Origin of the sequence: Aliterella atlantica CENA595, assembly GCF_000952155.1 — a bacterium.
In the GTDB taxonomy this organism is placed as follows: domain Bacteria; phylum Cyanobacteriota; class Cyanobacteriia; order Cyanobacteriales; family Chroococcidiopsidaceae; genus Aliterella; species Aliterella atlantica.
On sequence record NZ_JYON01000022.1, the window covers coordinates 26144 to 51752 of the forward strand.

At 41.1% G+C, this 25609-nt stretch carries 23 protein-coding genes and 1 pseudogene; 12 read left to right on the top strand and 12 right to left on the bottom strand.

The genetic code is table 11. The features are described 5' to 3' along the window. The first annotated feature begins 74 nt into the window (after positions 1 to 74). Positions 75 to 812 (top strand): type I restriction enzyme HsdR N-terminal domain-containing protein, encoded by a 738-nt coding sequence (locus UH38_RS17800; RefSeq protein ID WP_045056032.1) that lies wholly within the window; start codon positions 75 to 77, stop codon positions 810 to 812. An 11-nt stretch (positions 813 to 823) separates the two neighbouring features. Here UH38_RS17800 and UH38_RS17805 read toward each other — a convergent pair whose 3' ends face one another. The 4 genes and pseudogenes from UH38_RS17805 to UH38_RS17820 all read right to left on the bottom strand — a co-directional run bounded on the left by UH38_RS17805 (position 824) and on the right by UH38_RS17820 (position 2863). Then, the gene (locus UH38_RS17805; protein WP_045056033.1) at positions 824 to 1219 is read right to left on the bottom strand and encodes an ACT domain-containing protein; all 396 of its coding nucleotides are present in this window, start codon (positions 1217 to 1219) and stop codon (positions 824 to 826) included. Further along, positions 1216 to 1581: pseudogene (locus UH38_RS28260) on the bottom strand (aspartyl protease). The gene UH38_RS17805 and the pseudogene UH38_RS28260 overlap by 4 nt, the downstream one beginning before the upstream one ends. After that, positions 1578 to 1895, bottom strand: coding sequence for a hypothetical protein (locus tag UH38_RS17815; protein ID WP_045056034.1), 318 nt, complete (start codon positions 1893 to 1895; stop codon positions 1578 to 1580). The pseudogene UH38_RS28260 and the gene UH38_RS17815 overlap by 4 nt, the downstream one beginning before the upstream one ends. A 44-nt stretch (positions 1896 to 1939) precedes the next feature. Next, on the bottom strand, positions 1940 to 2863 hold the full coding sequence (locus UH38_RS17820) for a nucleoside hydrolase (protein ID WP_045056035.1): 924 nt from the start codon (positions 2861 to 2863) through the stop codon (positions 1940 to 1942). Between the two features lie 17 nt (positions 2864 to 2880). Here UH38_RS17820 and UH38_RS17825 point away from each other — a divergent pair, with 17 nt between their 5' ends. Then, positions 2881 to 3312 carry a nucleoside deaminase gene (locus tag UH38_RS17825; RefSeq protein WP_045056036.1) on the top strand — a complete coding sequence of 144 codons (432 nt, stop codon included), beginning with the start codon at positions 2881 to 2883 and terminating at the stop codon, positions 3310 to 3312. Between the two features lie 34 nt (positions 3313 to 3346). On the opposite strand, the gene UH38_RS17830 is transcribed toward UH38_RS17825, so the two are convergent. Genes UH38_RS17830 through UH38_RS17845 form a run of 4 tightly spaced genes read right to left on the bottom strand, consistent with a single transcriptional unit; the run spans position 3347 to position 7108 of the window. Then, a complete protein-coding gene (locus UH38_RS17830) occupies positions 3347 to 4099 on the bottom strand; it encodes a YebC/PmpR family DNA-binding transcriptional regulator (RefSeq protein ID WP_045056037.1) in 753 nt (250 codons plus the stop codon). A gap of 11 nt (positions 4100 to 4110) precedes the next feature. Next, positions 4111 to 4935, bottom strand: a complete 825-nt coding sequence (locus UH38_RS17835; protein WP_045056038.1) for a carbohydrate ABC transporter permease — start codon at positions 4933 to 4935, stop codon at positions 4111 to 4113. 1 nt (position 4936) lies between these two features. After that, positions 4937 to 5839, bottom strand: coding sequence for a carbohydrate ABC transporter permease (locus tag UH38_RS17840; protein WP_045056039.1), 903 nt, complete (start codon positions 5837 to 5839; stop codon positions 4937 to 4939). Positions 5840 to 5845: 6 nt separating this feature from the next. Further along, on the bottom strand, positions 5846 to 7108 hold the full coding sequence (locus tag UH38_RS17845) for an ABC transporter substrate-binding protein (protein ID WP_052672438.1): 1263 nt from the start codon (positions 7106 to 7108) through the stop codon (positions 5846 to 5848). 23 nt (positions 7109 to 7131) lie between these two features. Here UH38_RS17845 and UH38_RS17850 point away from each other — a divergent pair, with 23 nt between their 5' ends. Both UH38_RS17850 and UH38_RS17855 read left to right on the top strand, forming a co-directional pair. Then, complete coding sequence (locus UH38_RS17850; RefSeq protein ID WP_045056040.1) at positions 7132 to 8433, top strand: ABC transporter substrate-binding protein; 1302 nt, start codon at positions 7132 to 7134, stop codon at positions 8431 to 8433. Positions 8434 to 8464: 31 nt separating this feature from the next. After that, entirely contained in the window at positions 8465 to 9310 is an 846-nt protein-coding gene (locus UH38_RS17855) for an Rpn family recombination-promoting nuclease/putative transposase (protein ID WP_045056041.1), read from the top strand. Between the two features lie 33 nt (positions 9311 to 9343). On the opposite strand, the gene UH38_RS17860 is transcribed toward UH38_RS17855, so the two are convergent. The 3 genes from UH38_RS17860 to UH38_RS17870 all read right to left on the bottom strand — a co-directional run bounded on the left by UH38_RS17860 (position 9344) and on the right by UH38_RS17870 (position 12865). After that, entirely contained in the window at positions 9344 to 9694 is a 351-nt protein-coding gene (locus UH38_RS17860) for a hypothetical protein (RefSeq protein WP_045056042.1), read from the bottom strand. 49 nt (positions 9695 to 9743) lie between these two features. Next, entirely contained in the window at positions 9744 to 10394 is a 651-nt protein-coding gene (gene upp, locus UH38_RS17865) for a uracil phosphoribosyltransferase (RefSeq protein WP_045056043.1), read from the bottom strand. 122 nt (positions 10395 to 10516) lie between these two features. Beyond that, on the bottom strand, positions 10517 to 12865 hold the full coding sequence (locus UH38_RS17870) for a sensor histidine kinase (RefSeq protein ID WP_045056044.1): 2349 nt from the start codon (positions 12863 to 12865) through the stop codon (positions 10517 to 10519). Between the two features lie 398 nt (positions 12866 to 13263). On the opposite strand from UH38_RS17870, the gene crtH reads away from it, so the two are divergent. The 3 genes from crtH to UH38_RS17885 all read left to right on the top strand — a co-directional run bounded on the left by crtH (position 13264) and on the right by UH38_RS17885 (position 18508). Continuing rightward, on the top strand, positions 13264 to 14796 hold the full coding sequence (crtH, locus tag UH38_RS17875) for a carotenoid isomerase (RefSeq protein WP_045056045.1): 1533 nt from the start codon (positions 13264 to 13266) through the stop codon (positions 14794 to 14796). 620 nt (positions 14797 to 15416) lie between these two features. Beyond that, complete coding sequence (locus UH38_RS17880) at positions 15417 to 16601, top strand: HetZ-related protein 2 (RefSeq protein ID WP_045056046.1); 1185 nt, start codon at positions 15417 to 15419, stop codon at positions 16599 to 16601. Between the two features lie 113 nt (positions 16602 to 16714). Beyond that, on the top strand, positions 16715 to 18508 hold the full coding sequence (locus tag UH38_RS17885) for a M61 family metallopeptidase (protein WP_045056047.1): 1794 nt from the start codon (positions 16715 to 16717) through the stop codon (positions 18506 to 18508). Between the two features lie 55 nt (positions 18509 to 18563). Here UH38_RS17885 and UH38_RS17890 read toward each other — a convergent pair whose 3' ends face one another. After that, entirely contained in the window at positions 18564 to 19304 is a 741-nt protein-coding gene (locus UH38_RS17890; RefSeq protein WP_045056079.1) for a 2-phosphosulfolactate phosphatase family protein, read from the bottom strand. Positions 19305 to 19486: 182 nt separating this feature from the next. On the opposite strand from UH38_RS17890, the gene UH38_RS28265 reads away from it, so the two are divergent. The 5 genes from UH38_RS28265 to lpdA all read left to right on the top strand — a co-directional run bounded on the left by UH38_RS28265 (position 19487) and on the right by lpdA (position 25531). After that, positions 19487 to 19663, top strand: a complete 177-nt coding sequence (locus tag UH38_RS28265) for a DUF6888 family protein (RefSeq protein WP_407640461.1) — start codon at positions 19487 to 19489, stop codon at positions 19661 to 19663. After that, entirely contained in the window at positions 19660 to 19884 is a 225-nt protein-coding gene (locus tag UH38_RS17895) for a DUF6887 family protein (RefSeq protein WP_045056080.1), read from the top strand. The genes UH38_RS28265 and UH38_RS17895 overlap by 4 nt, the downstream gene beginning before the upstream one ends. Positions 19885 to 20113: 229 nt before the next feature. After that, entirely contained in the window at positions 20114 to 20773 is a 660-nt protein-coding gene (locus UH38_RS17900) for a hypothetical protein (protein WP_045056048.1), read from the top strand. A gap of 192 nt (positions 20774 to 20965) precedes the next feature. Next, positions 20966 to 23938, top strand: coding sequence for an L-glutamate gamma-semialdehyde dehydrogenase (gene pruA / locus UH38_RS17905; RefSeq protein ID WP_052672440.1), 2973 nt, complete (start codon positions 20966 to 20968; stop codon positions 23936 to 23938). Between the two features lie 165 nt (positions 23939 to 24103). Further along, positions 24104 to 25531 carry a dihydrolipoyl dehydrogenase gene (gene lpdA / locus UH38_RS17910; RefSeq protein ID WP_045056049.1) on the top strand — a complete coding sequence of 476 codons (1428 nt, stop codon included), beginning with the start codon at positions 24104 to 24106 and terminating at the stop codon, positions 25529 to 25531. The last annotated feature ends 78 nt before the right edge of the window (positions 25532 to 25609 follow it).

Genomic DNA, 25609 nt, shown 5'->3' on the forward strand with positions numbered 1-25609 from the left:
ATACACGACTTGGGACGCAATTGAGTTGTGTCCCTAGATCATCATAGTCACCATAATTCAAATTTAAAGCATTTATGATTCATTTAAATAAAGAAATGCGACAAAAGCTTGATATACGCTCTGTAAATAATCAAAGTTATACAAAATGCTTAATTAGAAATTTAGAAATTGCAATTGATAGCAGACCAGAAGAGTTAGTTAGACAACTATTCATTCATTATCTAACTAAAGAAAGTACATTGCTTCAACGCAAGATCGAAATTAAAGTTGAATCCAACAATCATGACATAGAAATATATAAGTTAGCAGAAAATTCTAACTTCAAACCTTATCAATCTCCTACAGTAATTGTGGAAGTAAAAAGAGAAGATGTAAATTTACAAAATCATTATGCTCAAATTCAAAGATATCTAATAAAATCTAATTGTAAAATTGGAATTTTATATAACTATCACAAAACTATACTATTCCTTAAAAAGGATGATGATTTTGAAACTAATCAGTTAGCAAATTTTAGAGAAGTAGAAGAGATACTTTTAAAAGTGAGTAATATTGTCAATCCTAATTTATTAGAATTTGAGAAAGCACAAAAAGGAGATTTTGAAAGTTTTACTTATCTTATAAGCAAATATGGTAAATATACGACCAATACAATAGTATTTAAACTTAAGACGCAGCAACCAGAGCTAAAAGGCTATTTCTTTAACGTGCAAGGAAATAGGATTTACTATGATATATGCGGTCAATATTCTAGAAATCAGCAATTTTTTGAGCGCCAGGATTTTGAGAGATTAGTTGCCATCAAGTATTGACATTTTATTACTTATCTGCTCATGCTATGAAGTATATACATAGCTTGTTTTGCTTTGCTTACAGGTAAAAATAGATGATCGTGATAGTATGCTGAAACTGCATTTACACTAATATTGTTTTCAGCAAGTTTGGTAGTTATAGCAGCTAAAAATCCTACGGCTTCTAAACTAGAATGCACTAACAAAGAAATCATTTTAAAAACACAATCATACTCTAGATTGGCTTCTTCTGCTTGATTTTTAGTAATTATTAATGTTACTCCTTCTACTTCTCTAAACTGGCAAATAGGAGTTACGTTAAGTGTTGGAAGTTGCTCTATAGCAACGGAGCAAAAAACATACTCTTCTTCATCTAGCTTAGGATTCATGGATTGCAAAAGAGTAGTTAAGTATGTATCTCCACTCATCTTGAGAAAGTTACTCTATTTTCTTGGTAATTTGCTATTAATGTAAATATTTTTAGCCATTGAGAACCTAGTAAGATTTCTCTTATTTCATCGCCTGCAAATACAGGAATTTCAAATTCTTGGCTTGCGATCGCTATCTTACCTAAGTAAATATCAAAAAATGCTTCCCCTTGTGCTGTTCTCAGCTTATTTTAGCGCAAAAATAGCCAGTCTAGGCTTTCTACATCTTGCTTATTCATTGCTAGAACCTCTGTAAAGCCTGTATCTAACATTGCTTCTGTGGAAAGACTTAATCCATCTGCATCTATTAAATTCACCTCAAAGTATATTTGTCCTTTTTCTCCAAATCGTCCTTGAATCATATTCTACCACTGACACCAGTTTCATTAATTCCGAACATATGATGAATGGTGTTAGGGTGTTTTTCTCTGGCTTTGCGACTTGCTACTTCTTGTTCTTTATCAATAAAGTATTCTCCACTGTCTGGTTCGATAGCAATATACCAACCATAGTATTTATCTAGTATTTCCGGTTTTAGTTGTTCAAATATTGCCCAGCAACGTTGATAAAATGCTTCTTGTCTTGCTCTATGTGCTGCTTTTTTTTCTTCTGACCATTGAATCTCTGGAAACAATCTACCCCTACGAACAATTCCTTCTGGTGTATGTTGATTCATATATTTAGATGGTTTAATTCTAGTTCATACATTATATACGATCGCTACTGCGCCCATTGTTGCAAAATATAATCGTAAAAACTTGTTTTATCTACTGTATCCATTGCTAAAATCTTTCTACCTCCAGGTTGCACTTTAGTTCGTCCTTGACTAACACCAGTAGTAATAATTTCTGTCTCCCATTCGCGCAATTGATAAAACTCTGGATGTCCTAAATATGCTGTAGCTAATACATCCCAAAAGTAATAATCTTGGGGAATAACTAAGGCGTAACATTGTCCTGCCAAATCGGATAAAGGATATTTACGTTGTTTGCCTAATTTATATACTAATTCTGATGTTACAGGTACGTTATTAGTAATATCTAAGGGAGACATAATAATTTCAAGTTGAGTTTGCCATACTCGTTTAACTGCGATCGCATCCCAATAAGCATTCCATTCTGCCGATCCATCTTGACCTGATTCAATGCTTTTTTCAACGTTTCCAGGAACGTTTAAAGCGCCTCCCATCCACACAATTTGTTTAATTTTTGCCTCAATTTCTGGCGCTGCATCTAAGGCAACTGCAACTGTGGTTAATGGACCTGTTACCATCAATGTTACGGGTTCTGTAGCTTCACGTAATACCCGCACCATAAAATCTTGTCCTGTTTCTGCTAGTAAAGGCGTGTTGATGGTTTCATTTTCGTTGAGAATAGGTAGACAATTAACAATCGTTGAGTCGCGACGGTACAAGCGGGGAAATGGATTTATCCCTCTAACTGTGCTTTCGGCTACTGGGATATGCGAACAACCCATTAAATCTAAAATTTTGCGCGTTGCGCTTACAGCAGGTTCGATGTAGCAATCAGCAGGCGTGACGACAATACCTAGAGGTTGCACGTTATCCATTGTCATTAGCAGCATAGTTGCTAAATAATCATCTACTCCGCCATCATGATCCAGTAGGACGAGTTGTTTATTCATGGGAAGATAATTGTTGTATGGATGAATTTATGCAAGCTGCGATCGCCGAAGCAAAACAAGGATTAAATGAAGGTGGCATTCCCATAGGTTCTATCCTGGTTAAAGATAATGCAATTATCGGACAAGGACACAATCAGCGCGTACAAGCGCAAGATCCCGTCACTCATGCAGAGATCGATTGTCTGCGTAATGCTGGCAGAATAGGCAATTACAAGGATACAGTTCTCTACTCCACTTTAATGCCTTGCTATCTTTGTGCTGGCGCGGTTGTTCAATTCGGTATCAAAAAAGTTATTGCTGGCGAGTCGCAAACTTTCCCTGGTGCTAGAGAATTTATGGAATCTCACGGCGTTGAGGTAATCGATTTAGATTTAGCTGAATGCAAGCAGTTGATGAGTGATTTTATTGCCAATAATCCGCAATTGTGGAATGAAGATATAGGCGTTTAACAGTGACCAGTAACCAGTGACCAGTTAAGAGGGGTTAAGCTATTGTAACGGCTAATAATTCGTCTGACATCTCAAAGTTGGCGGTGACGTTTTGCACGTCGTCTAAGGCTTCTAGAGTGTCGATTAACTTTAAAAGCGATCGCGCTACATCAAGATCTGTGATTTCTACTGTATTATCAGGTATCCAGCGCAATTCTATATCGCTGACTGGGAAGTTTTGTTTTAATATTTGGCTGAGGTTTTCTAAGTTTGCAGGTTCGGTAAATACTTCTGCTTCGCCATCATCAGTTAGTTCGTAAGACTCTGCGCCAGCTTCTAATACAGCTTCTAAAAGTGTATCTTCATCGGAAAAAGAAGCGATCGCAACTACACCTTTATGAGCAAACATCCAGCTTACACAACCAGTCTCGCCCAAATTGCCGCCATTTTTACTAAATGCTTCTCTCAAATAAGCCGCAGTGCGGTTGCGATTGTCAGTGAGAGATTCAATCAAAATAGCTACTCCACCAGCGCCATAGCCTTCGTAGCGTACCTCTTCTAATGGTTTACCTTCGTCGAAAGTACCTGCACCTTTTGCGATCGCACGATCTATATTATCGTTAGGAATGCCTGCTGCTTTAGCTTTTTCTATTGCTGTGCGTAGTTGAAAATTTCCTGCTGGATCGACAATTCCATTTCTAGCTGCAACAATAATTGCCCGCGATAATTGCGTAAATGTTTTACCTTTTACTACATCTACTCTAGCTTTTTGCCTTTTAATATTTGCCCACTTACTATGTCCTGCCATAACTATTACCCTTATTTACTACCAGTAAATGTCACACCTTGAATAAAGTAGCGATTAAAAAATGCATATATCGCTAATGCGGGCAAGGTAAACATCATTGATGCTGCCATAATATAGTTCCAATAACTAATATATTGTCCTTTAAATGTATTTAATCCTAAAGGCAAAGTAAACATTTCTGAATCTGACAAAATTAGTAAAGGTGTTAAAAAATTATTCCAAGCACCCATAAATACAAATATTGCTTGTGCAGCTAAAGCAGGTTTTGCTAGAGGTAAAACTACTTGAAAGAATGTTTCTAAACGTCCTAAACCATCTAATGCAGCAGCTTCCTCTAATTCTTTGGGAAAACTCACAAAAAACTGACGCATCATAAATATAAATGTGGCATTTATAACACTTGGTACAATTAAACCTTGATATGAGTTCAACCAACCTAAACTTTTAAGAATTAGAAAAGTAGGAATTAGCGTAATTTGCCCTGGTATCATAAGCACAGCTAAAATTAGGAAAAACCAAAACTGATTTCCAGGAAATTTTAATCTTGCTAATGCATAGCCAGCCATCGAGTTAAATAATAAGTTATATGCTGTAACGCTAACAGCTACTACAACGCTATTAAACAACCATCTACCAAATAAAGGTTCTTGAGTAAAGATTCTTTGGTAATTTTGTAATGTGAATTGCTGAGGTATAAAGTTAATACCGCCTGCTATTATTTCAGCTAATGTTTTAAACGAAGCTGAAAGCGCCCAGGCAAAAGGAATAAAAGTAATAATTGCGTATATAAATAATAGTAAATATAAAGGTATTTTAATCAAGTTTAAGCTCTTCATATTAGTCAAGTCTTTCTTCTTTAAATAAATATCTCTGTATTAATGTTGCAACTATAATTACTAAAGCTAACATCAAGGCTAATGATGCAGCATAGCCCATATCTAAAGTTTTGAATGCGTATTGATAGATTAAAAGCACAACAGTTAAAGTGGAATTATTAGGACCACCAGAACCGCGAGAAAATATATAAGATTGATCGAATAACTGAAACGTACCAATAATACCCATAACTATGATAAAAAAGGTAATGGGTTTCAAAAAAGGCAATGTGATGCAAGTAAATTTATCCCAACCATTCGCACCATCAATTGTTGCTGCTTCATACAGATTTTGGGGAATATCTTGCATTGCAGCTAAGTAAATAACCATAAATAAAGGAGCAGTTGACCAGATATTCATTAACATAATTGCTTTGAGTGCGACTGCTGGATCTCCCAGCCAATTATAAGTAGGTAAATGTAATAAAGCTAGAAAATTATTTAGTAAACCATTAGAATTACAAATCCAAATAAAAATCAGCGTAAGTACAGCAGATGATGTGACTGTAGGTAGAAAAAATATGACTCTAAATAGATTTTTACCTTTGATTTTTGCGTTGAGAATAGAGGCTAAAGCTAATGCTAAAATTGTTTGAATAGGAACGACAATTGCCACATATTCAACAGTATTTTTTAAAGCGATCGCAACTCGCTCATCTTGAGTAACACGCCAAAAATTCCTCAAACCTCTAAAGCTATAACTAACATCTCCTAAAGGCTGAACCTTGTAAAAAGACAGAATTATTGCCAATAAAATAGGTACAACTAGAAACACTAGAAGAATGACAATAGCAGGCAGCATAAAAACATAACCGCTTACCGATTCTCGAAACTTATTACTTGAGCGATCGAATTTATATAACATAACCAACTACTGCGCTAATTGAATTTCTTTATTTGCTGTAATTTGAGCTTTTTGCATTGCACTAGCTAAAGGTTGTTCGCCTAGCATGGCACTAATAAACTGGTTGTTAAAATTATTCAATATTAGCGGTAAATACTCACCTGCTTGCCAAATAGTTGCATAACTAGCACCAGCAATAAAAGGAGAATACAATTGTCTTTTTTCATAGCCTAATTGCCTAGCAACAGACTTACGAGTAGGTAGGGCAAAACCACCACTTGTCCAAGCCTTCATTCCCTCCTTTCCTGTCAAATAAGCAATCAACTTCCAAGCGGCGGCTTTATGTTGAGATTTTTTATTCATTACATAAGCAACTGTATAAGCCATAGTGCCATTTTTACCATCAATTGTCGGCACTTCTGCGGTAGCATATTTAAGATTGGGGAAAGTATCGTCTAAATAAGAAATTAGCCAAGGTCCTTCAATTACCATTGCAGCCTTACCTTGACCAAATATTTCGCTACCAGAACTAGCACCAACATCCGAAGGTTGACTTGCAGACTTATCAAGGCGGTATTGATCGACAATTAACTGCAAACCTTGCAAACTTTCGGTTGATGCAAAAGTAGCCATACCCTCAGCATCAACTAACTTGCCTCCAAAAGCTTCAGTTACATACGCAAGCCTTGCTAACTCTGGTAAAATACCCAAACCATAGCGATCTATTTTGCCATCCCCATTGCGATCGCGAGTAAGTTTGCGTGCATATTCCCGCAACTCATCCCAAGTACGCGGAGTTTGCGACAAACCAGCCTCAGCAAAAGCCTGCTTATCGTAAAAAAGCACTAAAGTAGAGAAATCTTTAGGCAAACCGTAAATTGTGTTATTGCTTTTAAAAGCATCAAGCAACTTAGGTTCAAAATCTGCTAAATCGAACTCCTTGTTTATATACCCATTCAGCGGTTCCAATACCCCAGGAGAAATCAACCCAGGCGCTTCCAAAGCATCCAAATAAAATACATCCGCCGCCGTCTCACCAATCAAGCGAGTTTTCAGCACATCCATATACTGATCGGCGATCGCATCATACCTTACCTTAATCCCAGGATTTTCAGCTTCAAATCCATCAATCACCTTTTGCAAAAATTGTTTCTCCAGCAAATTACTCCAACCGCTAAGAGTAATCGTTACTACCCCACTGTTATCTACCTGTCTTCCAACGCTACACCCAGTGAAAATAGCAATCCCGATAACAAACAAAGCAAAAAATGCCAAAATCTTCCTAACCATAAAAGTGCGATCGCTCAAAAAAAGTGATAACTCCTAAACCTCATCTATCTCTGCGTTTGTGCAGTTCTTTATTTTTACCCCTCCTACTTGCAGCAACTCTCCTTTTAACAGGCTGTCACAACATCACCGAAACCGCCAATATAACCACAATAACGCTATGGCAAGGCGTAAACCCGCCACCCAACCGCGACATATTACAAACTTTAGTAGACAAATTCAATCAACAAAACCCAGATATACACGTAGAATCGTTATATGTAGGGCAAGCCGAACAACAATTACCAAAAATACTTGCCGCAGTAGTAGGCAACGCACCACCAGACCTATTATGGTTTAATGCCACACTCACAGGGCAATTGGTAGAACTAAACGCCATCAAACCCTTAGAACAATGGCTAGACAACTCACCAGTAAAAGCCGAAATCGATCCCGCATTATTCGAGTCAATGGAATATCTTGGGCATACATGGTCAGTACCCTTTGCTACCAATAATGTAGGAGTATTTTATCGCCCTAGCATATTCAAGGCAGCAGGAATTACCCAACTACCCCAAACCTGGGATGAACTGCGACAAGTAGCCCGACAACTGACAGCAGACACAAACGGCGACAACCGCATAGACAGACATGGCATATTTCTGCCTTTGGGGAAAGGAGAATTTGCTGTATTTTTGTGGCTACCGTTTATGTGGAGTGGCGGCGGCGAATTAGTAGCAGATGACAAGCAGACACCAGCAATTGTTAATCAAGGCGCGATCGCTTCTTTAGAATTTTGGCAAAGTTTAATCGCAGATGGTTCTGCAGTCTTATCCTTACCAGAACGTGGTTTTGAAATTGACGACTTCTTAGCTGGCAAAGTTGCTATGCAATTTACAGGACCTTGGACTTTAGGGCAATTAAAGGTTACAGGAGTAGATTTTGGCGTTTTTCCCATCCCCACCAAATCGAGGCGTGCTACAGCCGTTGGCGGGGAGAATCTGTTTGTTTTTAAGTCAACTCCTAAACGAGAAGCTGCCGCGCTGAAGTTTGCAGAATTTGTCATTAGCGAGGAGTTTCAGACGCAATGGGCAATTGGTACGGGATACTTACCAATTAATCTTAAAGCCAGACAAAGCGATCGCTACCAAGCATTTGTAGCCGAGCAGCCAGCAGCTAAAGTATTCTTAGAGCAAGCACAATACGGGCGATCGCGTCCTATTTTTCCCCGCTACAGCCGCTTATCAGAAGGTTTGGGACGGGCTTTAGAATCGGTATTATTAGGCAAAAGTACGCCCACTCAAGCTGTAAACGACGCTCAAAAACGTTTAGAGCTAATATTCCGCTAATATGAAGTAAAAACAAGCGATCGCAACATTAATGCGTACCGACAGCCTATTTTACTTAATTTTTCAAACTCAACCGAGTATTTTATTTGAGCTATTGGGTGATACTAATCCTAAAGCATCTACCTATAGCTTTGCCTCCCAAGAAATAAAAGAAACCAGTTTCCGCATTGATGGCATCTTCGTACCACCAATTCACGCTACAAATTCGCCGATATTTTTTGTAGAAATCCAAGGTTATAAAGATACGAAAAAAGTCTTGTATTCTAGCTTTTTCAGCCAAATTTTCCTCTATCTACACGATTACCAACCAGTCAACGACTGGCGCAGCATATTAATTTTCACCAAACGCAATCTAGATCCAGGCTTACCCAGACAATACCAAGACTTTGCTGATAGTCACAGGTTTCAACGCATATATTTAGACGAACTAAGCCCTGAAAAAGACCTTTCCATCGGGTTAAGCTTGTTGCGACTGATTGGCTTGCAACCAAAGATCGCCCCAGAAAAAGCGCGGCAATTAATTGATAGGGTGCAAAACGAACCAAACCAGGTACTAGAACCAAGAAAAATTTTAGAATTGATAGAGACGATCTGCGTGTATAAGTTTCCCGAATTGAGCCGTAAGGAGATTGAAAGTATGTTGGGATTGAGCGAACTGAAACAAACGAAAGTATATCAAGAAGCTCTAGAAGAAGGACGTGAAGAAGGGCGTGAAGAAGGGCGTGAAGAAGGAAGGCTTGAAGGCGAACTTCGCGGGAAGTTAGCCGCTGTTCCTTTACTACTTGAAGTTGGCATGAACCTCGAACAAATTGCCCAAAAGCTAGGCATAGACATTCAAGCTGTTAGACAAGTAGCAAATAGCCAATCTCAACAGTAAATTATTGCGCGATCGCCATCTGTTAAATAAGTTTTATCGCAATTCCTCGCCTAGCGATTTATCGGCATTACTGGGGGAGCGATCGCCGTTAACGTTGCCTAAACTAAGACGCACTTCATCAATTGTTTCATTGAGTTGAGCGATCTTATCTTCTAAACTGCGCCGTGCAACTTCGATTGTTTGTTCGGAGGAAGCAGCCTTCATTTGCCGCCGTTTTGCTCTTGAAGTGTTATTGTCTGTTAAGCTTGCCTTCCGCTTTGGTTCTGCATCTGCTTCTTCATTCAACGTTCTGGAAGCTAGGAGTGCGCCAATTACCCCCCCTACTACACCGCCGACAACTGTTCCAGCTATAAAGCCACCTGTAAATCCATCGCGCTGATTCATATTTTTACTGCCTTGAGATTCGATCTCCTCCAGTTAGTTGCATATTAGCTCAAGTGCCAAACGAGCGATCGCCTGCATCCCCCAATCCTGGCACGATAAACCCTTGACTATCTAGCCCTTCATCAATGGTTGCAGTATAAATAACTAAACTCGGATAAGCTACGCTGAGTTTTTGCAAAGCTGGGGGCGCAACTACTACTGAAATAATCCGGATTAAAGCTGGATCTACACCTCTGCTTGTCAATTGCTCCATTGCTGCCATAATCGAGCCGCCAGTTGCTAGCATTGGTTCGCAAATTAGCACTTTAGTTTCTGGTGCAAACTGCGCTGGTAACTTATTGAGATAACAACTAGCAGTGAGCGTAGATTCATCGCGCACCAGCCCCAAATGATACACTGATGCCAAAGGTAATAAAGTCTGCGCTCCTTCTAGCACAGATAATCCTGCCCGTAAAATTGGCACGACAGCGATCGGGATTGTATAGTCAATTGTTGTCGCTGGACTTGGTGCTAAGGGAGTTTGCACCATAGTTTCCTCAGTTGGCAACCAATCGCGCACTGCTTCGTAAGTTAGCCACCGTCCTAACTCTGTCATCGCACTTTTAAATAATACTGGTGGCGTAGCCACATCGCGGGCAACGCCTAACCAATGTTTAATTAAGGGGTGGGGTGGAACGTAAACCCGCAGTTGCAGCGTCATAGCCAGGAAGGGCAATTGCTTAAGGACTGAATCATCATAATACTGTTGGGACAGGATAATTCGTAATTCGTAATTCGTAATTCGTAATTAAAAAAATTTGACACGCAGTGGGCAGACAAAAATTATCTTGCTGGGCGATCGCTTTTATTTATTAGATTAATTGGTAACTTAACTGTAAAAGTAGTACCGACTCCAACTGTACTATCAACAGTAATTGTGCCACCGTGAAGCTCTACTGCATCTTTAACAATCACCAGTCCTAGCCCTGTTCCTGGCAGCTTACCAGTATTACTACAGCGGTAAAAAGAAGTAAATAATTTTGCTTTATCTGCTTCTGGAATGCCAATCCCACAATCTTGAATGCGAAAAGTTGCCGTTTCCCCGTTGCAAAACAAGTCAAATTGAATATTACCGCCTTGGGGAGAATACTTAATCGCGTTTGAAAGCAGGTTGGTGAGAATGTGTTGCAGCAAATTTTCGTCTAAGTATGCTTCATAGCAGCCGCGACATACAAAGTTCAGATTATAGGAGTCACCAGCGCTTAATTGCAGTTCCTCCACTAGCACCTGACAAAAATCGACTAAGTCAAGGACAGTCGGCTTGCATTCTAGTTTGCCTGCTTCTGCTTTACCTACAAGCAATATATCGTCAAGTAATTTGATTAAACGTTTGACTGCTGATTGAATCTGCTCAAAATATCGATTTTTCTGCTCCGGCGTTGCTCTATCGCTAAACTTCTCTAGCATTGCCGCACTCATTTTAATTGCAGTTAGGGGCGTGCGAAATTCGTGGGAAGCATGAGAAATAAACCGAGATTTAAGGTCGCTTAATTCTCGCTCTTGTGCTAGCGCTATGCGCGTTTCTTCTGCCTGCTGGCGGGCAGTAATATCTTGAGTAATGCCAACTAATCGATACACTTGCCCTTGAGCGTTGCGTACTGGAAATGTCCGAGTCCACAGCCAACGAACTGAACCGTTAGGCTGCACGATGCGAAACTCCTCATTATACGTTCCTAGAGTATTTTTCTGCTGTCTGTGAGGTACGCGATCGCGGTCTTCTGGATGCACAGCCTCTAACCAAGAGTTAGGGTCTGCATACAAACTCTCGCAGCTTCTACCCCAAATTTGCTCGTAAGCTGGACTGATGTAAATAATTTCGTTGATGTTGGGATCGGCAATCCAAAATACTTCATGAATATTTTCTGCTAACTGGCGAAACTTTTCTTCGCTAAAGCGTAAAGACTCTTCTACCTGTTGCAATTGACTAATTTTTGTTTGCAACTGTTGATTGCTAAGTTTGAGGTCGTTTTCCTGCTCGGTGAGAGTAGAAACTAGCTTGTTCAATGACTTAGAAAGCTTCGCCGTCTCATCTTGCCCTTTAATAACTGGAATAGCAATTGTCGTATTGCCTTGGCGAATGCGATCGGCAGCTTGAGCGATCGCTAACATTGGTTTAGTTATGCGCCCAGCAACTACCCAGCCAATAACTGAAAATAACCCGCCCAACGCCAAATTCCAAGTAAATATGTGTTGTTGCAGTTGTCTTGCGGGAGCGAAAGCCACGTCTGTTGGCTGTCGCACCAACACTAACCACCCCAATCCAGGGTAATTGCGATAACCACTGCTTTTAGCAAAACCAGTTAGATACTTGCGATCGTCTGCCCAAGGTTCAATTTTGTAGTTATTGGCTCCTTGCTTGGCTGCTTGCACGCTTGCCAGCTGTAAAGGCGATGCTTGTCTCTTATCTGCTTGTGGTGCGGCATTAAATCCTTGCGGACCTAGTAATTGGCTGCCATCTTCTCTCAGCACAAACATTTCTGTATATTGATTTTGCAACGATCTTAGAAGCGATCGCTTCACCTCATTAGACCACGACCAGCTAAGATGAGCGCCGAGTACGCCTTGATAGTTGCCTTGCAAATCTTTGACTGGTACTGCTATATCGACAAAGCGCAATGGTTCTTTACTAGGATTGGGCAACAACTTCGCTAGTTTCAAAGCTTCATGTACGTCGCCTACATAAGGTGCTGTTTTGCCCTTGATAAACCAAGGTCTTTGCGCCACACTTTTGCCTTCTAGCAATTTTCCGGTACTAGCTCGCACAATTCCTCTACTATCGGTTAAACCAATCCATGCATAGTCAAGATAAGTGTTTTGCAACTGTTCTAAAAGATTGCGCTGCTCGGATATTGCATAATCTGGAGTACGAATTGCATTTAGGGTACTGAGAATTTGGAGATCGCGGTAGCGCTCGAACATTCCTCGGTCTAGCTTGTCGGTCATTTGATAGGCTAGTTCTGCTAAAGATTCACCGACGTTTACTTTGATTTGTTCGCTTGCTGCGTACCCCACAATCAAACTAGCCAAGACTGATAGTACCAAAGCAACAGTACCTATCGCTATGCCCACACGAGTTTTCAGGCTACGACGCGGATTGAGATGAGCCGCAACACAGCGCAATAATCTAAGCATTAGCAGCAAACTTCAATAATCTTCACGAACAAAAAAGCCAATTTTAAGTTAACTCTGCTGTTGTTGAGAATGCTTGCGAGTTTTCACTGAATATCTTACGAAACTTAATACTTTCGCGCGATCGCTTCAGTATTCTAACGCAGCGTCCAAGCTAGCAAATATGCGACTTATCAACGCAAAACCGCCTAATTGAAAATTATTTGCATTAACTATTGACAAGTATTCTCAATCAAGTTTATATTAACTTTCAGTGTTCTCCTCTCTTTAAGGATCGGCAGATGGGATGGGTCAGCTACGACAGCAGACCGATCCCCATTTTTTTATCTACTGCAAGAGAGCAATAAGCGCTAAACTGGACAGTTAGACAGAGCGCCTACATCTATCGAGTGCCTACTTTCATGACTGCCGCAATTTCACCTCAAATTCCTACCGCCCAAACCTTGTATGACGCGATTATTATTGGTTCGGGGGTTGGCGGTTTAGTTACAGCAACACAACTAGCAGCCAAGGGCGCAAAAGTGCTGGTACTAGAGAGTTATATAATTCCTGGCGGTAGTGCGGGGTACTTTGAACGTGAAGGCTATCGCTTCGATGTCGGCGCATCAATGATTTTTGGTTTTGGCACTCAAGGCACTACAAACTTACTGACTAAAGCACTAGAAGCAGTTAATGTCAGTTTAGAGACTATACCCGATCCAGTCCAAATTCACTATCACCTACCCAACAATTTAGAGGTGAAAGTCCATCGCAATTATGAGAAATTTTTGCAAGAACTGACAGAACGTTTTCCCCACGAACGTCAAGGTATCCGTAAGTTTTATGACGAGTGCTGGAAAGTCTTTAACTGCCTCAACCAGATGGATTTACTATCTTTGGAGGAACCAAGATATCTCACGCAGGTATTTTTTCAGCATCCCTTAGCGTGTTTGGGTTTAGTTAAGTATTTGCCTCAAAACGCAGGCGACATAGCGCGGCGGTATATCAGCGATCCGGTACTATTGAGGTTTATTGACATAGAGTGCTATTGCTGGTCAGTAGTACCCGCAGACTTAACGCCGATGATTAATGCGGGTATGGTATTTTCTGACCGTCATTATGGCGGGATCAACTATCCCAAAGGCGGTGTTGGGCAAATTGCCCAAAAGCTAGTAGAAGGGCTAGAAAAAGCTGGGGGAGAAATTTATTATCGAGCCAAAGTAGCAAATATTATTGTCGAAAACAACCGCGCTGTAGGAGTGCAGCTAACTTCAGGCAAAGAGTATCGGGCAAAAAGAATTATCTCAAATTCTACGCGCTGGGATACATTTGAGAAGTTATTGCCTGAAATACCAGCAGCCGAAAAAAAATGGCAGCAACGTTATCAAAAGTCGCCTAGTTTCCTTAATCTGCACTTAGGCGTGAAAGCAGAAGTATTGCCTGTAGGTACAGAATGCCATCACATTTTGCTAGAAGATTGGGAAAAGATGGGAGAAACAATTTTTGTTTCAATTCCTACCTTATTAGACCCCGACTTAGCACCTAATGGATACCATATTATTCATACTTTTTCGCCTAGTTGGGTTGAAGATTGGCAAGTATCACCAGGCGAGTACGATCGCCGAAAAGAAGAGGTAGCAGGTAAAATAATTAAGCGCTTGGAGCAGATTTTTCCTGGTATAGATGCAGCATTAGATTATATGGAAGTCGGTACGCCGCGCACTCACAGGCGGTTTTTAAATCGAGTAGATGGTACTTATGGACCTATACCCCGCCGCAAGTTAAAAGGACTGTTAGGGATGCCATTTAATCGCACATCGGTTCCTGGACTTTATTGTGTAGGAGATAGTACATTTCCAGGTCAAGGATTAAACGCTGTAGCTTTTTCTGGTTTTGCTTGCGCCCATCGCGTTGCGGTAGATTTAGGACTAACCAAAATAATTCGTAATTCGTAATTCGTAATTCGTAATTACGGACAGGGAAAATAATTCGTAATTTTTAATTACAGATAAAATTGATAATTAATTCATTTAGGTTTCAAGCCCCTTAAGTAATTATGAATTGCCGCCTTGCGGCTTGAAAATCTGTTTTTAGATACTAATTAATTGGAATACGGCAGACTACTTTTTATTATAAAATCGGTGTTTTTCAATACTTATAAATAGGAAAACAGTGAAATTACTGAAATTTTAAAAGCCAGTGAATAATTATAGGTATGGCTTGACAATACTTTTATAATTGTCGAGCTAAGTAGCGAAATTAGCAAATTACAGATTGTTCGCAATCGGTAAACAGTGCTATTTATCGATATTTGTTACATTCATTCCCTGCGGGACGTGCGGTTAGCTATCCTTAATCAGTAAATTTTTTTAAGCTTTATCGAAAAAAGTAAAAAATCCAAATATCCTTTAAAAAAAGGGATTTTTTATTTACTATGCTAAGGAAAATAAAATAAGGGTGGTGGCACTTTAGAAGTTGTGACAGTGAAATTACTGATATACATAAGCTTTTAGATAAAGAAGCGGCTGCATAATAATGATGTCTAAGCAGTAGTTGACATCAGTAAGTAAAACAAATGCAGGTTGTAGAGCAAGCTTTAAGACAGGGATTTGAGGGAAGCAATCTCATGGGAAAGTTAGCCCAAGACCTAGTGCAGAAGTGGCGATCGCAGCTAGAAGTAGAATGCGGGGAACAAAGTGCTGCGACCAGGGAAACTATCATTCGCTGGCTACTAGGCAACGATTTGGAACGGTTTGAAACCTTAGAAGCAGACAGGCTGGCAATTGCTAAACAAGCAATGGAATATCGCTATCGAATTTTAAAGGAGCGGTATATAGGAGTAGGACCGGAAAGAGCATACAACAACTTACTCAAAAGATTGGGAAGTTTGATGGTATTGCGGAGCAAAATCCGTACTGGAGTCGCTCTAAGCCGCGATCGCCATCGCGCTGTAGCAGATGTACTGCAAGAAGTATTGCAGGAACTATTGCAAAGCGATCGCTATATGCAGCAGCAAATAAGCTGGATTGCTCAATGCACGAGCGATCGCAGGTTACAAAACACTTTATTATTTGCAGCCACAGAAGAGTATTGTTTGCGCCCAGTACGCAATCAGCCGTTGCTAGCTTACAGATTCGTCAATTACCTGCGGCGCACTCAAAGGGGGGGCTTAACAAATGTTCCTACCAACGATTTAATCCGGCTAATATCGGAGGAAGTTCTAGCAGAAGATAGCGAGAACCCTGTCAGCTTGCTAGATACCCAAGCTGTGAGCGAGTATCAAGAAGCGCAAGCAATCGAAGAACAACAAGCGCTGCGAAACAACGTTAAAAAGGAATTTGCAGCCTATTTAACCGAAAAAATTGGACCAGAAGCCGCCCAGTGGTTGCAGTTATATTTACAAGGCAAATCCCAAGAAGCGATCGCCCAAACTTTAAATCTAGAAATAAAAAAAGTTTATAGACTGCGCGAAAAAATCAGCTACCACGCCGTTCAAGTTTTTGCGATCAAAGGACAGCCAGAGATTGTAGATCGGTGGTTAGGGACTTCTTTAGAGGAAAACAACTTCGGGTTAACGCCTCAAGAATGGGGCAAACTCTGGGAAAGTTTAACCCCAAGCCAGCAACAGATAATAAATCTGAAAAAAGCAGGGAACGATATAGAGCAAATTGCCAAACAGATGCAAATGAAAACCCACCAGGTGCTAGGTGAATGGGGAAAAGTTTATTTAGCAGCACAAGCGATCCGCAGCCAGGATTGAAAAATGTAGAGACGTAGCAGTGCTACGTCTCTACGTATGTTGGCGGTACAAAACCGATATCAAGCGATCGCAATTTGGAAATGCCACAATAATCAATAAAATCCTCATTCCCCATGACTGAAGCAACATTAACCTCATCTCGGCGCAGTGCTGGCGAAATTACACCGAAGCTAAATTATCGCGTCGCCATGCCTCAACCAGAAAATCATCTGTTTGAAGTAGAATTGCATATCCAAGATTACTCATTACCTTTACTAGATTTAAAATTGCCAGTTTGGACACCAGGCTCTTATTTAGTCAGGGAATACGCCAAACATTTACAAGATTTTTCAGTTAGTGCAGGCGAAAAACCTCTAAATTGGCGCAAAATAGCGAAAAATCACTGGCAAATTGCCACAACAGAACCAGAAATTACCATCCGTTACCGCATATTTGCCCACGAACTATCGGTACGGACAAATCATCTCGACGCTACTCATGGCTACTTCAACGGCGCAGCTTTATTTTTACGCATACTTGAATATGACAAGCAACCTGTAAACGTTACTATCATCCCACCGCATCCAGATTGGCACGTTACTACACCTTTACCAGAAGTTGCAGAGCAAAAAAATACTTTTGTCGCTGCTGATTTTGACACTTTGGTAGATAGCCCCTTTGAAATTGGCAAACAGCAAATATATCGATTTGCTGCCTTGGGTAAAGCTCACGAACTAGCTATTTGGGGCGGAAAGAGTAATATTGAGCCAGAAAAAGCGATCGCTGATATCGAGAAAATTATTGCCGTAGAAGCCGAAATGTTCGGCGGTTTGCCTTACGATCGCTACTTATTTTTACTCCACCTATCAGCGCAAGGTAATGGCGGCTTAGAACATAAGTACAGTTGCTCGTTAAACTACCCGCGATTTGGCTTTCGCGCCAAAGATAAGTACGATCGCTTTATGCAATTGGTAGCCCATGAGTTTTTTCACTTATGGAACGTCAAACGCATCCGCCCCAAAGCTTTAGAAGTATTTGACTACGACAATGAAAACTATACGCCTTCATTGTGGTTTAGTGAAGGCACAACCAGTTATTACGACTTGCTTATTCCCTTGAGGGCGGGGATTTATGACGCTAAGGCTTTTTTGCAGAACTTAGGTAAAGAAATTACTCGCTATATGACAACTCCAGGGAGGTTAGTACAACCAGTTAGCGAGTCGAGTCTGGATGCTTGGATTAAGCTGTATCGCCCAGATCCTAATAGCGGCAATTCCCAAATTTCCTACTATTTGAAAGGAGAAATGGTATCGTTGCTGTTAGATTTGCTGATTCGGGAACGAACCAAAAATCAGCGATCGCTTGATGATGTAATGCTGAAAATGTGGCAGCAATTTGGGCAAGAAGAAATTGGCTTTACCCCCCAGCAGTTGCAAACAGTTATCGAATCGGTAGCTGGGATAGAACTTGCTGACTTCTTTGCTCAATACATTGATGGCGTTGAAGAGTTGCCATTTAACCAGTATCTAAAACCTTTTGGGTTGGAGTTAGGCGGTGATTTTGAAGATGAACCAGTACCGCATTTAGGCATCAAGACAAGTGCAGAAAACGGACGCGAGATAGTTAAATTTGTGGAAATAGGTACGCCTGCTCAAATAGCGGGGATTGATGCAGGAGATGAATTGCTAGCGATTGACGGGATTAAAGTTAATTCAGGACAACTGAGCGAGCGCATTAAAGACTACAAACCCCATGACTCTATACAAGTTACAGTTTTCCATCAAGAATACTTGCGTAACTATACCCTGACTTTAAGTTCTCCACGCCCTAATCGCTATCAGGTAAAACCCGTAAAAAATCCTACTGAATTGCAGCAACAAAACTTTGCTAACTATTTGGGATGCGAGTTTTCCACCATTGAGGATTGAGAAGTAGGGTGCGAATTAAATTCGCACCCTCCATAAGCTGGTCACTGGTTACTGGTTACTGGTCACTGATTTTCAATACGCCTGGTTCTGTTTGAATGGGTAAAGCATCTAAAATATCCATTTGAGCGCAATATTTGATATCTTCGTGGCAGTCCAGACGCAGCAATCTTTTACCGTGACTAGCTTGGTGGAATAATTCTACTAATTTATCTTGCCATTGTTCGTAAAGCGCGATCGCTCCTACTACTTCATCGTTACCTGCAAGTTCTTCTAGAGGTAAATTAGTCTTTTGCAATAAACTGTGGGCGATCGCTCCCGCGCAAGCTGTATCTTCTAAAGAATAGCTACCTTCCCAACCCGAACCAACAATCCAGACAATCTCTGGTTGCTGAGATAATACATATTGCACCGCCGCCGCGCGATTAACAAAAGCCGCCGCTAACACTGTAGGAGCGCTCTGTATGCATTGCAAAGCACGAGTGCCGTTAGTTGTACTAATAAACAATCTCCGCCCTGCTACGCGCTCTTTAGTGCAGTCTAAAGGCGAGTTACCTAAATCGAAACCCTCTACCTTACCACCACCGCGTTCGCCTGCTCTTAATCTTTTATCAGCAGCCCATTTTTCGCTAACTTGCAGCAACTTATCTAAATCGCTAAATACTTGGATAGCTTCACCACCAGCAGCTAACACAGTAGCCATAGTGGTTGTAGCTCGCAGTACATCTACAGCGATCGCGCAATCGGGGATGCGATCGGTGGGAGTTAGTTCGGGAGTATGGTAAATAAATAACTTCACGCGCTTGGCTACACCTTGTATTTTCAAGTGAATTATATGCTAAGGCGTGAAGTTGAGGGAACAACCAAAGAGCGATCGTACTTTAGGTAGCATTACTCTGCTCTATTGGGCTATTTAGGCTCTGTTGTCCCAAAATGTAAAATAAGCCTATAGCTGTAAAGTCAAGCTAAGGAGACTGAAATATTCCTACTTCAGAGCAAAAAACGCAGTGTTATATACTGTGCTGTCAATTCACTAAGCTTTACTTGCCTATTAACATTGTTCGTCTAGATGAACGAACCAAAAACGTATTCTTTTTGGCAGGCGAGCAAAATATTATAGAAATATACCCCAATGGTAAATGGAGGTACATCGGATGAATCAGCTTAACTTTCAAAAGATGAGTCAAAAAGAGTTGCACGATTACGTTCTTGCTCATCGGGAAGACTCTGAAGCCTTTTATGCCTACGTAGATAAGCTTCATGCTGAAGGAAATTGGATTGAGATGCCTGCTTTAATGTCTGAGCAGGACTTAGATAATCATCCTGAGTTCCTCGAACATATTCGTAATAGTTCTCAGTCTCAAGATAACGTAGTTTAGAGCTAGAATTTAACTCTCAAAGCGATCGCAATAGTTAAGCTCGATTATTGCAAAGTATTTTTTTTGTTGCGAATATATAAGCGTCTCACAAATATTGTAAAAGTACAAGCTTAATGACTGTTTAGACTTATGTCAGTTTAGATTAGTTGACGGTTGGTAATACTTTATGCATAAATTTTTCCATAAAATTTACTACCAATAATTAAGCCGTTAGAAAGGAAAATAATAAATGACAGCTATTCTGGATGCTAGAAACTTATCTTTAGAAGATGTCCATCGCCTTTTAAAATTGGAAGAAAGTTTAAATGAATCTCCTTTATCATTATTGTCATTAGAACACCTTACAGAATTTGAACAACAGGAAGTGCTGAAAATCCGTGATGTTTTTCGCAGTTACTATGCAAGCGGTAGATTTTCAGAAGGGCAAGTCAAATTTTTGACTATTGCTCCTCTAATGTGGTTGGCTGGGTTTTATCAACAGGGTATTAAAATAACTATTGAAGAAAATATTGCTGATATCTCAATTGAAGATGAAGATACAGTAGTTAAAGGGAGAATGGATATTTTAGCGGTTAGCAGAACTAAGTCTAAAACGTCCATTACGCCATTTTGGGTATTAGTAGTTGAAACTAAAAATAGTAGTATTGAAGCATTAGAAGGTTTACCGCAGCTACTTACTTATGCCTATAAAAGTTCAGAACATCAAGAATCTGTTTGGGGCTTAACAACTAACGGGCTAAGTTATTGGTTTGTCAATCTCAAGCAAGGGAACCCGCCAACTTATCAATTATTGCCAGAACTTAACTTATTTGACTTGCAGCGATCGCTTCAGTTACTACAAATATTGAAAGCAATTTGTAAATTACAGTACACTTCAGGGTCACTTTAACAGGTAACGTCAAACAGGTAAATGAGCGAGAAGGCACAGCATACTTATTGTGCTTGGGTAAAAATAAACACACTTTCTTCATTTAACAAATATCAACAAAGTTATAGCGCATTAGGCTTGTTGATAGAGAGAAAATAGAAAGATAGGAGTATTTTATCTAAAGCCTTGCCTAAAATTGGGAGCCTGCAATCAGTGGTATTACAAGTAGAAAAAAACACTTACGAAGCTAAAACTCAGGAAATTGCTAAACAACTTTTAGCAGCTACGCGGGAAAATCGCTCGTTTTTTGCTTCCTTACGCGATCAAATGCGCTGGGATGATAAATTACTAGCTTGGGCAATGAGTAACCCAGGCTTGCGCGTGCAGTTGTTTCGCTTCATTGACTGCTTACCTGCGTTGCACAGTAAACCAGAAGTTGCCGCACATCTGCAAGAGTATTTAGGCGATGAGTCGGTAGAATTACCAGCAGCCTTAAAGGGAATGCTCAATTTTGCCACGCCCGATTCCATGCCCGGACAAGTAGCTGCTACAACTGTATCTACTGCTGTAGAAACTTTAGCGCATAAGTATATATCTGGGGAAAATATCAAAGAAGTCCTCAAAACAATCGAGCGTCTGCGTAAGAATAAGATGGCTTTTACCATCGATTTGCTTGGGGAAGCTGTAATTACTGAAGCTGAAGCCCAATCATATCTAGATCGCTATCTCGATTTGATGGCGCAATTGGTAGCAGCCTCGAAAAAGTGGACACCAGTAGCAGCGATTGATAGTGCTGAGGGCGAAACATTGTCCCAAGTGCAAGTATCTGTCAAGCTTACAGCCTTTTATTCGCAATTCGATCCGCTAGACGCTTGTGGTAGCGAAGCAAAGGTTAGCGATCGCATCCGCATATTACTACGCCGCGCCCAAGAATTAGGGGCAGCAGTCCATTTTGATATGGAACAATATGCCTATAAAGACTTAACTCTATCTATTTTGAAAAAAATATTGATGGAACAAGAGTTTCGCACCCGCACAGATGTAGGCATAACAATTCAAGCATATCTGCGCGATAGCGAAAGAGATACTAAAGATCTAATCGCTTGGGCAAAAGAACGCGGTTATCCTTTGACAATTCGGCTAGTTAAAGGCGCTTATTGGGATCAAGAGACAATCAAAGCTGCACAAAAAGATTGGCAACAACCTGTATATAACGATAAAGCTGCAACAGATGCCAACTTTGAAACGATTACGCAACTGTTGTTAGAAAATCACGAATACGTATATGCAGCAATAGGCAGCCATAACGTGCGATCGCAAGCTGTAGCCATAGCGATCGCCGAAACTCTCAATATCCCTCGCCGTCGCTTTGAAATGCAAGTATTGTACGGTATGGGAGATAAATTAGCATCAGCACTGGTAGCAAGAGGGCATCGAGTAAGAGTTTATTGCCCTTATGGCGAACTACTTCCAGGAATGGCTTATTTAATTCGCCGCTTACTGGAAAATACAGCAAATAGCTCGTTTTTGCGCCAAAGTTTAGAAGATCGTCCAGTTGAAGAACTACTTGCACCACCAATTAGTAAGGGCGATGTACCTTTTGCAGCTAACCATGCAGCTTTTGCTAATGTGGCTGATACCGATTATGCAGATATGGAACTAAGAAATACTGCCCAAACAGCTTTTGCTAACGTTCGCCAACAACTAGGCAAAACTTATTTACCCTTAATTAATGGCGAATATCAACAGACAGAACAAATAATTGATTCTGTCAATCCTTCTAAATACAGCGAAATAGTCGGTAAAGTTGGGCTAATTTCGCCAGAACAAGCCAAAGCAGCTATGGAAGCGGCAAAAGTAGCTTTTCCAGCTTGGCGGCGTACCCCAGTTAAAGAACGCGCTGATATACTACGCAAAGCTGCTGTTTTGATGGAACAAAAAAGGGCAGAATTATCAGCTTGGATAGTTTTAGAAGTAGGTAAGCCAGTCAAAGAAGCAGATGCAGAAGTATCGGAAGCAATAGACTTTTGCAACTACTACGCCCAGGAGATGGAACGCCTAGATAAAGGGTATAACTACGATATCGCTGGGGAAACTAACCGCTATATCTACCAACCTAGAGGAATTGCAGTAGTTATCTCGCCTTGGAATTTCCCTTTAGCGATCGCTGCTGGGATGACTGTAGCAGCATTGGCTACGGGTAATTGTACTTTACTCAAACCTGCGGAGACATCTTCTGTAATTGCCGCTAAATTTGCTGAAATATTGGTAGAAGCTGGCATTCCCAAAGGCGTGTTTCAATACGTACCAGGAAGAGGTTCTACAGTTGGCGCTTATTTAGTCAATCATCCCGATACTCACTTAATTGCGTTTACAGGTTCTCAAGAAGTAGGCTGTCGCATTTATGCAGATGCAGCTATTGTGCAGCCAGGGCAAAAACACCTCAAGCGTGTAATTGCCGAAATGGGTGGTAAAAATGGGCTAATTATTGATGAAAGTGCCGATCTAGATGCAGCCGTAGTTGGCGTAGTACAATCTGCTTTCGGTTACAGCGGGCAAAAGTGTTCGGCTTGTTCGCGGGTGATAGTGTTAGAGCCTATTTATGATGCCTTCGTGCAGCGTTTGGTTGAAGCAACACATAGCCTTAATATCGGGCTTGCTGAGTCTCCTAGCACCCAAGTCGGTCCGGTAATTGATGCTAATGCTAGAGATCGGATTAAAGAATACATCGAGCAGGGGAAAAAAGAAGCCCAAGCTGCACTGGAAATACCTGTAACAGATACGGGGTATTTTGTTAGTCCAACAATCTTTAGCAATGTTGCACCCACAGCAGCGATCGCTCAAGAAGAAATTTTTGGTCCAGTTGTGGCTGTAATTAAGGTAAAAGACTTTAACGAAGCGATCGCAGTTGCGAATGGAACTAATTTCGCACTTACTGGCGGACTGTATTCGCGTACTCCTTCCCATATTCAGCAAGCAGAGCAAGAATTTGAGGTAGGCAATCTTTACATCAATCGGACAATAACAGGAGCGATCGTTGCTAGGCAACCATTTGGCGGCTTCAAGATGTCTGGTGTAGGTTCCAAAGCCGGAGGTCCCGATTACTTACTCCAGTTTCTAGAACCGCGCACGATTACAGAAAATATCCAACGTCAAGGTTTTGCACCGATTGAAGGAGCAGAGTAGATGTAAGGCAGGGGGAGCAAGGGAAGATAATTAACTTACATACTCTGTCCTCCTTGTCCCCCTTGTCTGCTTGTCTCCAAGATCGAAGAACTAACAAAAATACTTGATCGATCGCACTTACAAGTCGAGAATAAAAAAGTAACGCGCACCAGGAGAGGCTCTGCCGTGAGTCAGGAATTTGATTACGATTTAGTTATTATTGGCGCTGGAGTAGGCGGACATGGCGCTGCCCTGCACGCTGTTAGTCGTGGCTTACGGGCGGCAATTATTGAAGCGGCTGATATGGGTGGTACTTGTGTCAATAGAGGTTGTATCCCCTCTAAAGCCCTGCTAGCCGCCTCTGGGAGAGTGCGAGAACTACGTAACGCCCATCATCTCAAGTCTTTGGGAATTCAAGTTGGGAGTGTAGATTTTGATAGAAGTGCGATCGCATCCCACGCTAGCAATATTGTCGAAAAACTCCAAGGCGACTTAACTAACAGCCTCAAACGCCTAAAAGTAGATATTATTCGCGGTTGGGCAAAAGTAGCAGGAACGCAAAAAGTTACTATTACAACCGATAGCGGCGAACAAACTATTACAGCCAAAGATATTATTCTTTCCCCTGGTTCAATTCCATTTGTACCACCAGGAATTGAAGTAGATGGCAAAACTGTATTTACTAGCGACCAAGGTGTAAAACTAGATTGGCTACCTGATTGGGTAGCAATCATCGGTAGCGGTTATATTGGCTTAGAGTTTTCCGATATTTATTCGGCGCTAGGGTGTGAAATTACCATGATTGAAGCCCTAGATCAATTGATGCCAGGTTTTGACCGAGATATTGCCAAACTTGCAGAACGGATATTGATTGCACCGCGAGACATTGAAACTCATGTAGGCATATACGCAAAACGAGTTATTCCTGGTACGCCTGTAGTTATCGAACTTGCTAACTTCAAGACGAAAGAAGATGTAGATGTAATCGAGGTAGATGCTTGTTTAGTTGCCACAGGACGCATCCCAGCAACTCAAAACTTAGGTTTAGAATCAGTTGGGGTAGAAATCGATCGCCGAGGTTTTATCCCAGTCAATGATGCTATGGCGGTACTATCGGCTGGGGAAGTAGTACCGCATCTGTGGGCAATTGGCGATGCAAATGGCAAAATGATGCTAGCTCACGCAGCTTCAGCGCAAGGTATTGTAGCAGTAGATAACATCTGCGAACAGCCAAGAGAAGTAGACTACCGCAGCATTCCCGCCGCCGCCTTTACCCATCCTGAAATAAGCTATGTAGGAATGACAGAAACAGCAGCCAAAGAATTAGGCGATACAGAAGGATTTGAAATTGGCGCAGTCAGAAGTTATTTCAAAGGTAACTCCAAAGCGATCGCCGAAGGAGAAGCTGACGGCATAGCCAAGCTAATATACCGCAAAGATACAGGCGAAGTATTAGGAGTACACATCATCGGCTTACACGCCTCAGACTTAATTCACGAAGCCTCAGCCGCAATTGCCAACCGTCAATCAGTCCATACTTTAGCTCACCTAGTCCACGCCCATCCAACCCTCTCAGAAGTCCTAGACGAAGCCTACAAAAGAGCGATCGCTTGAATCAGTGACCAGTGACCAGTGACCAGTGACCAGTTTGTGGTTGCCGAGCGCTGGTAACTTTTGAATTTTTCTTATTAG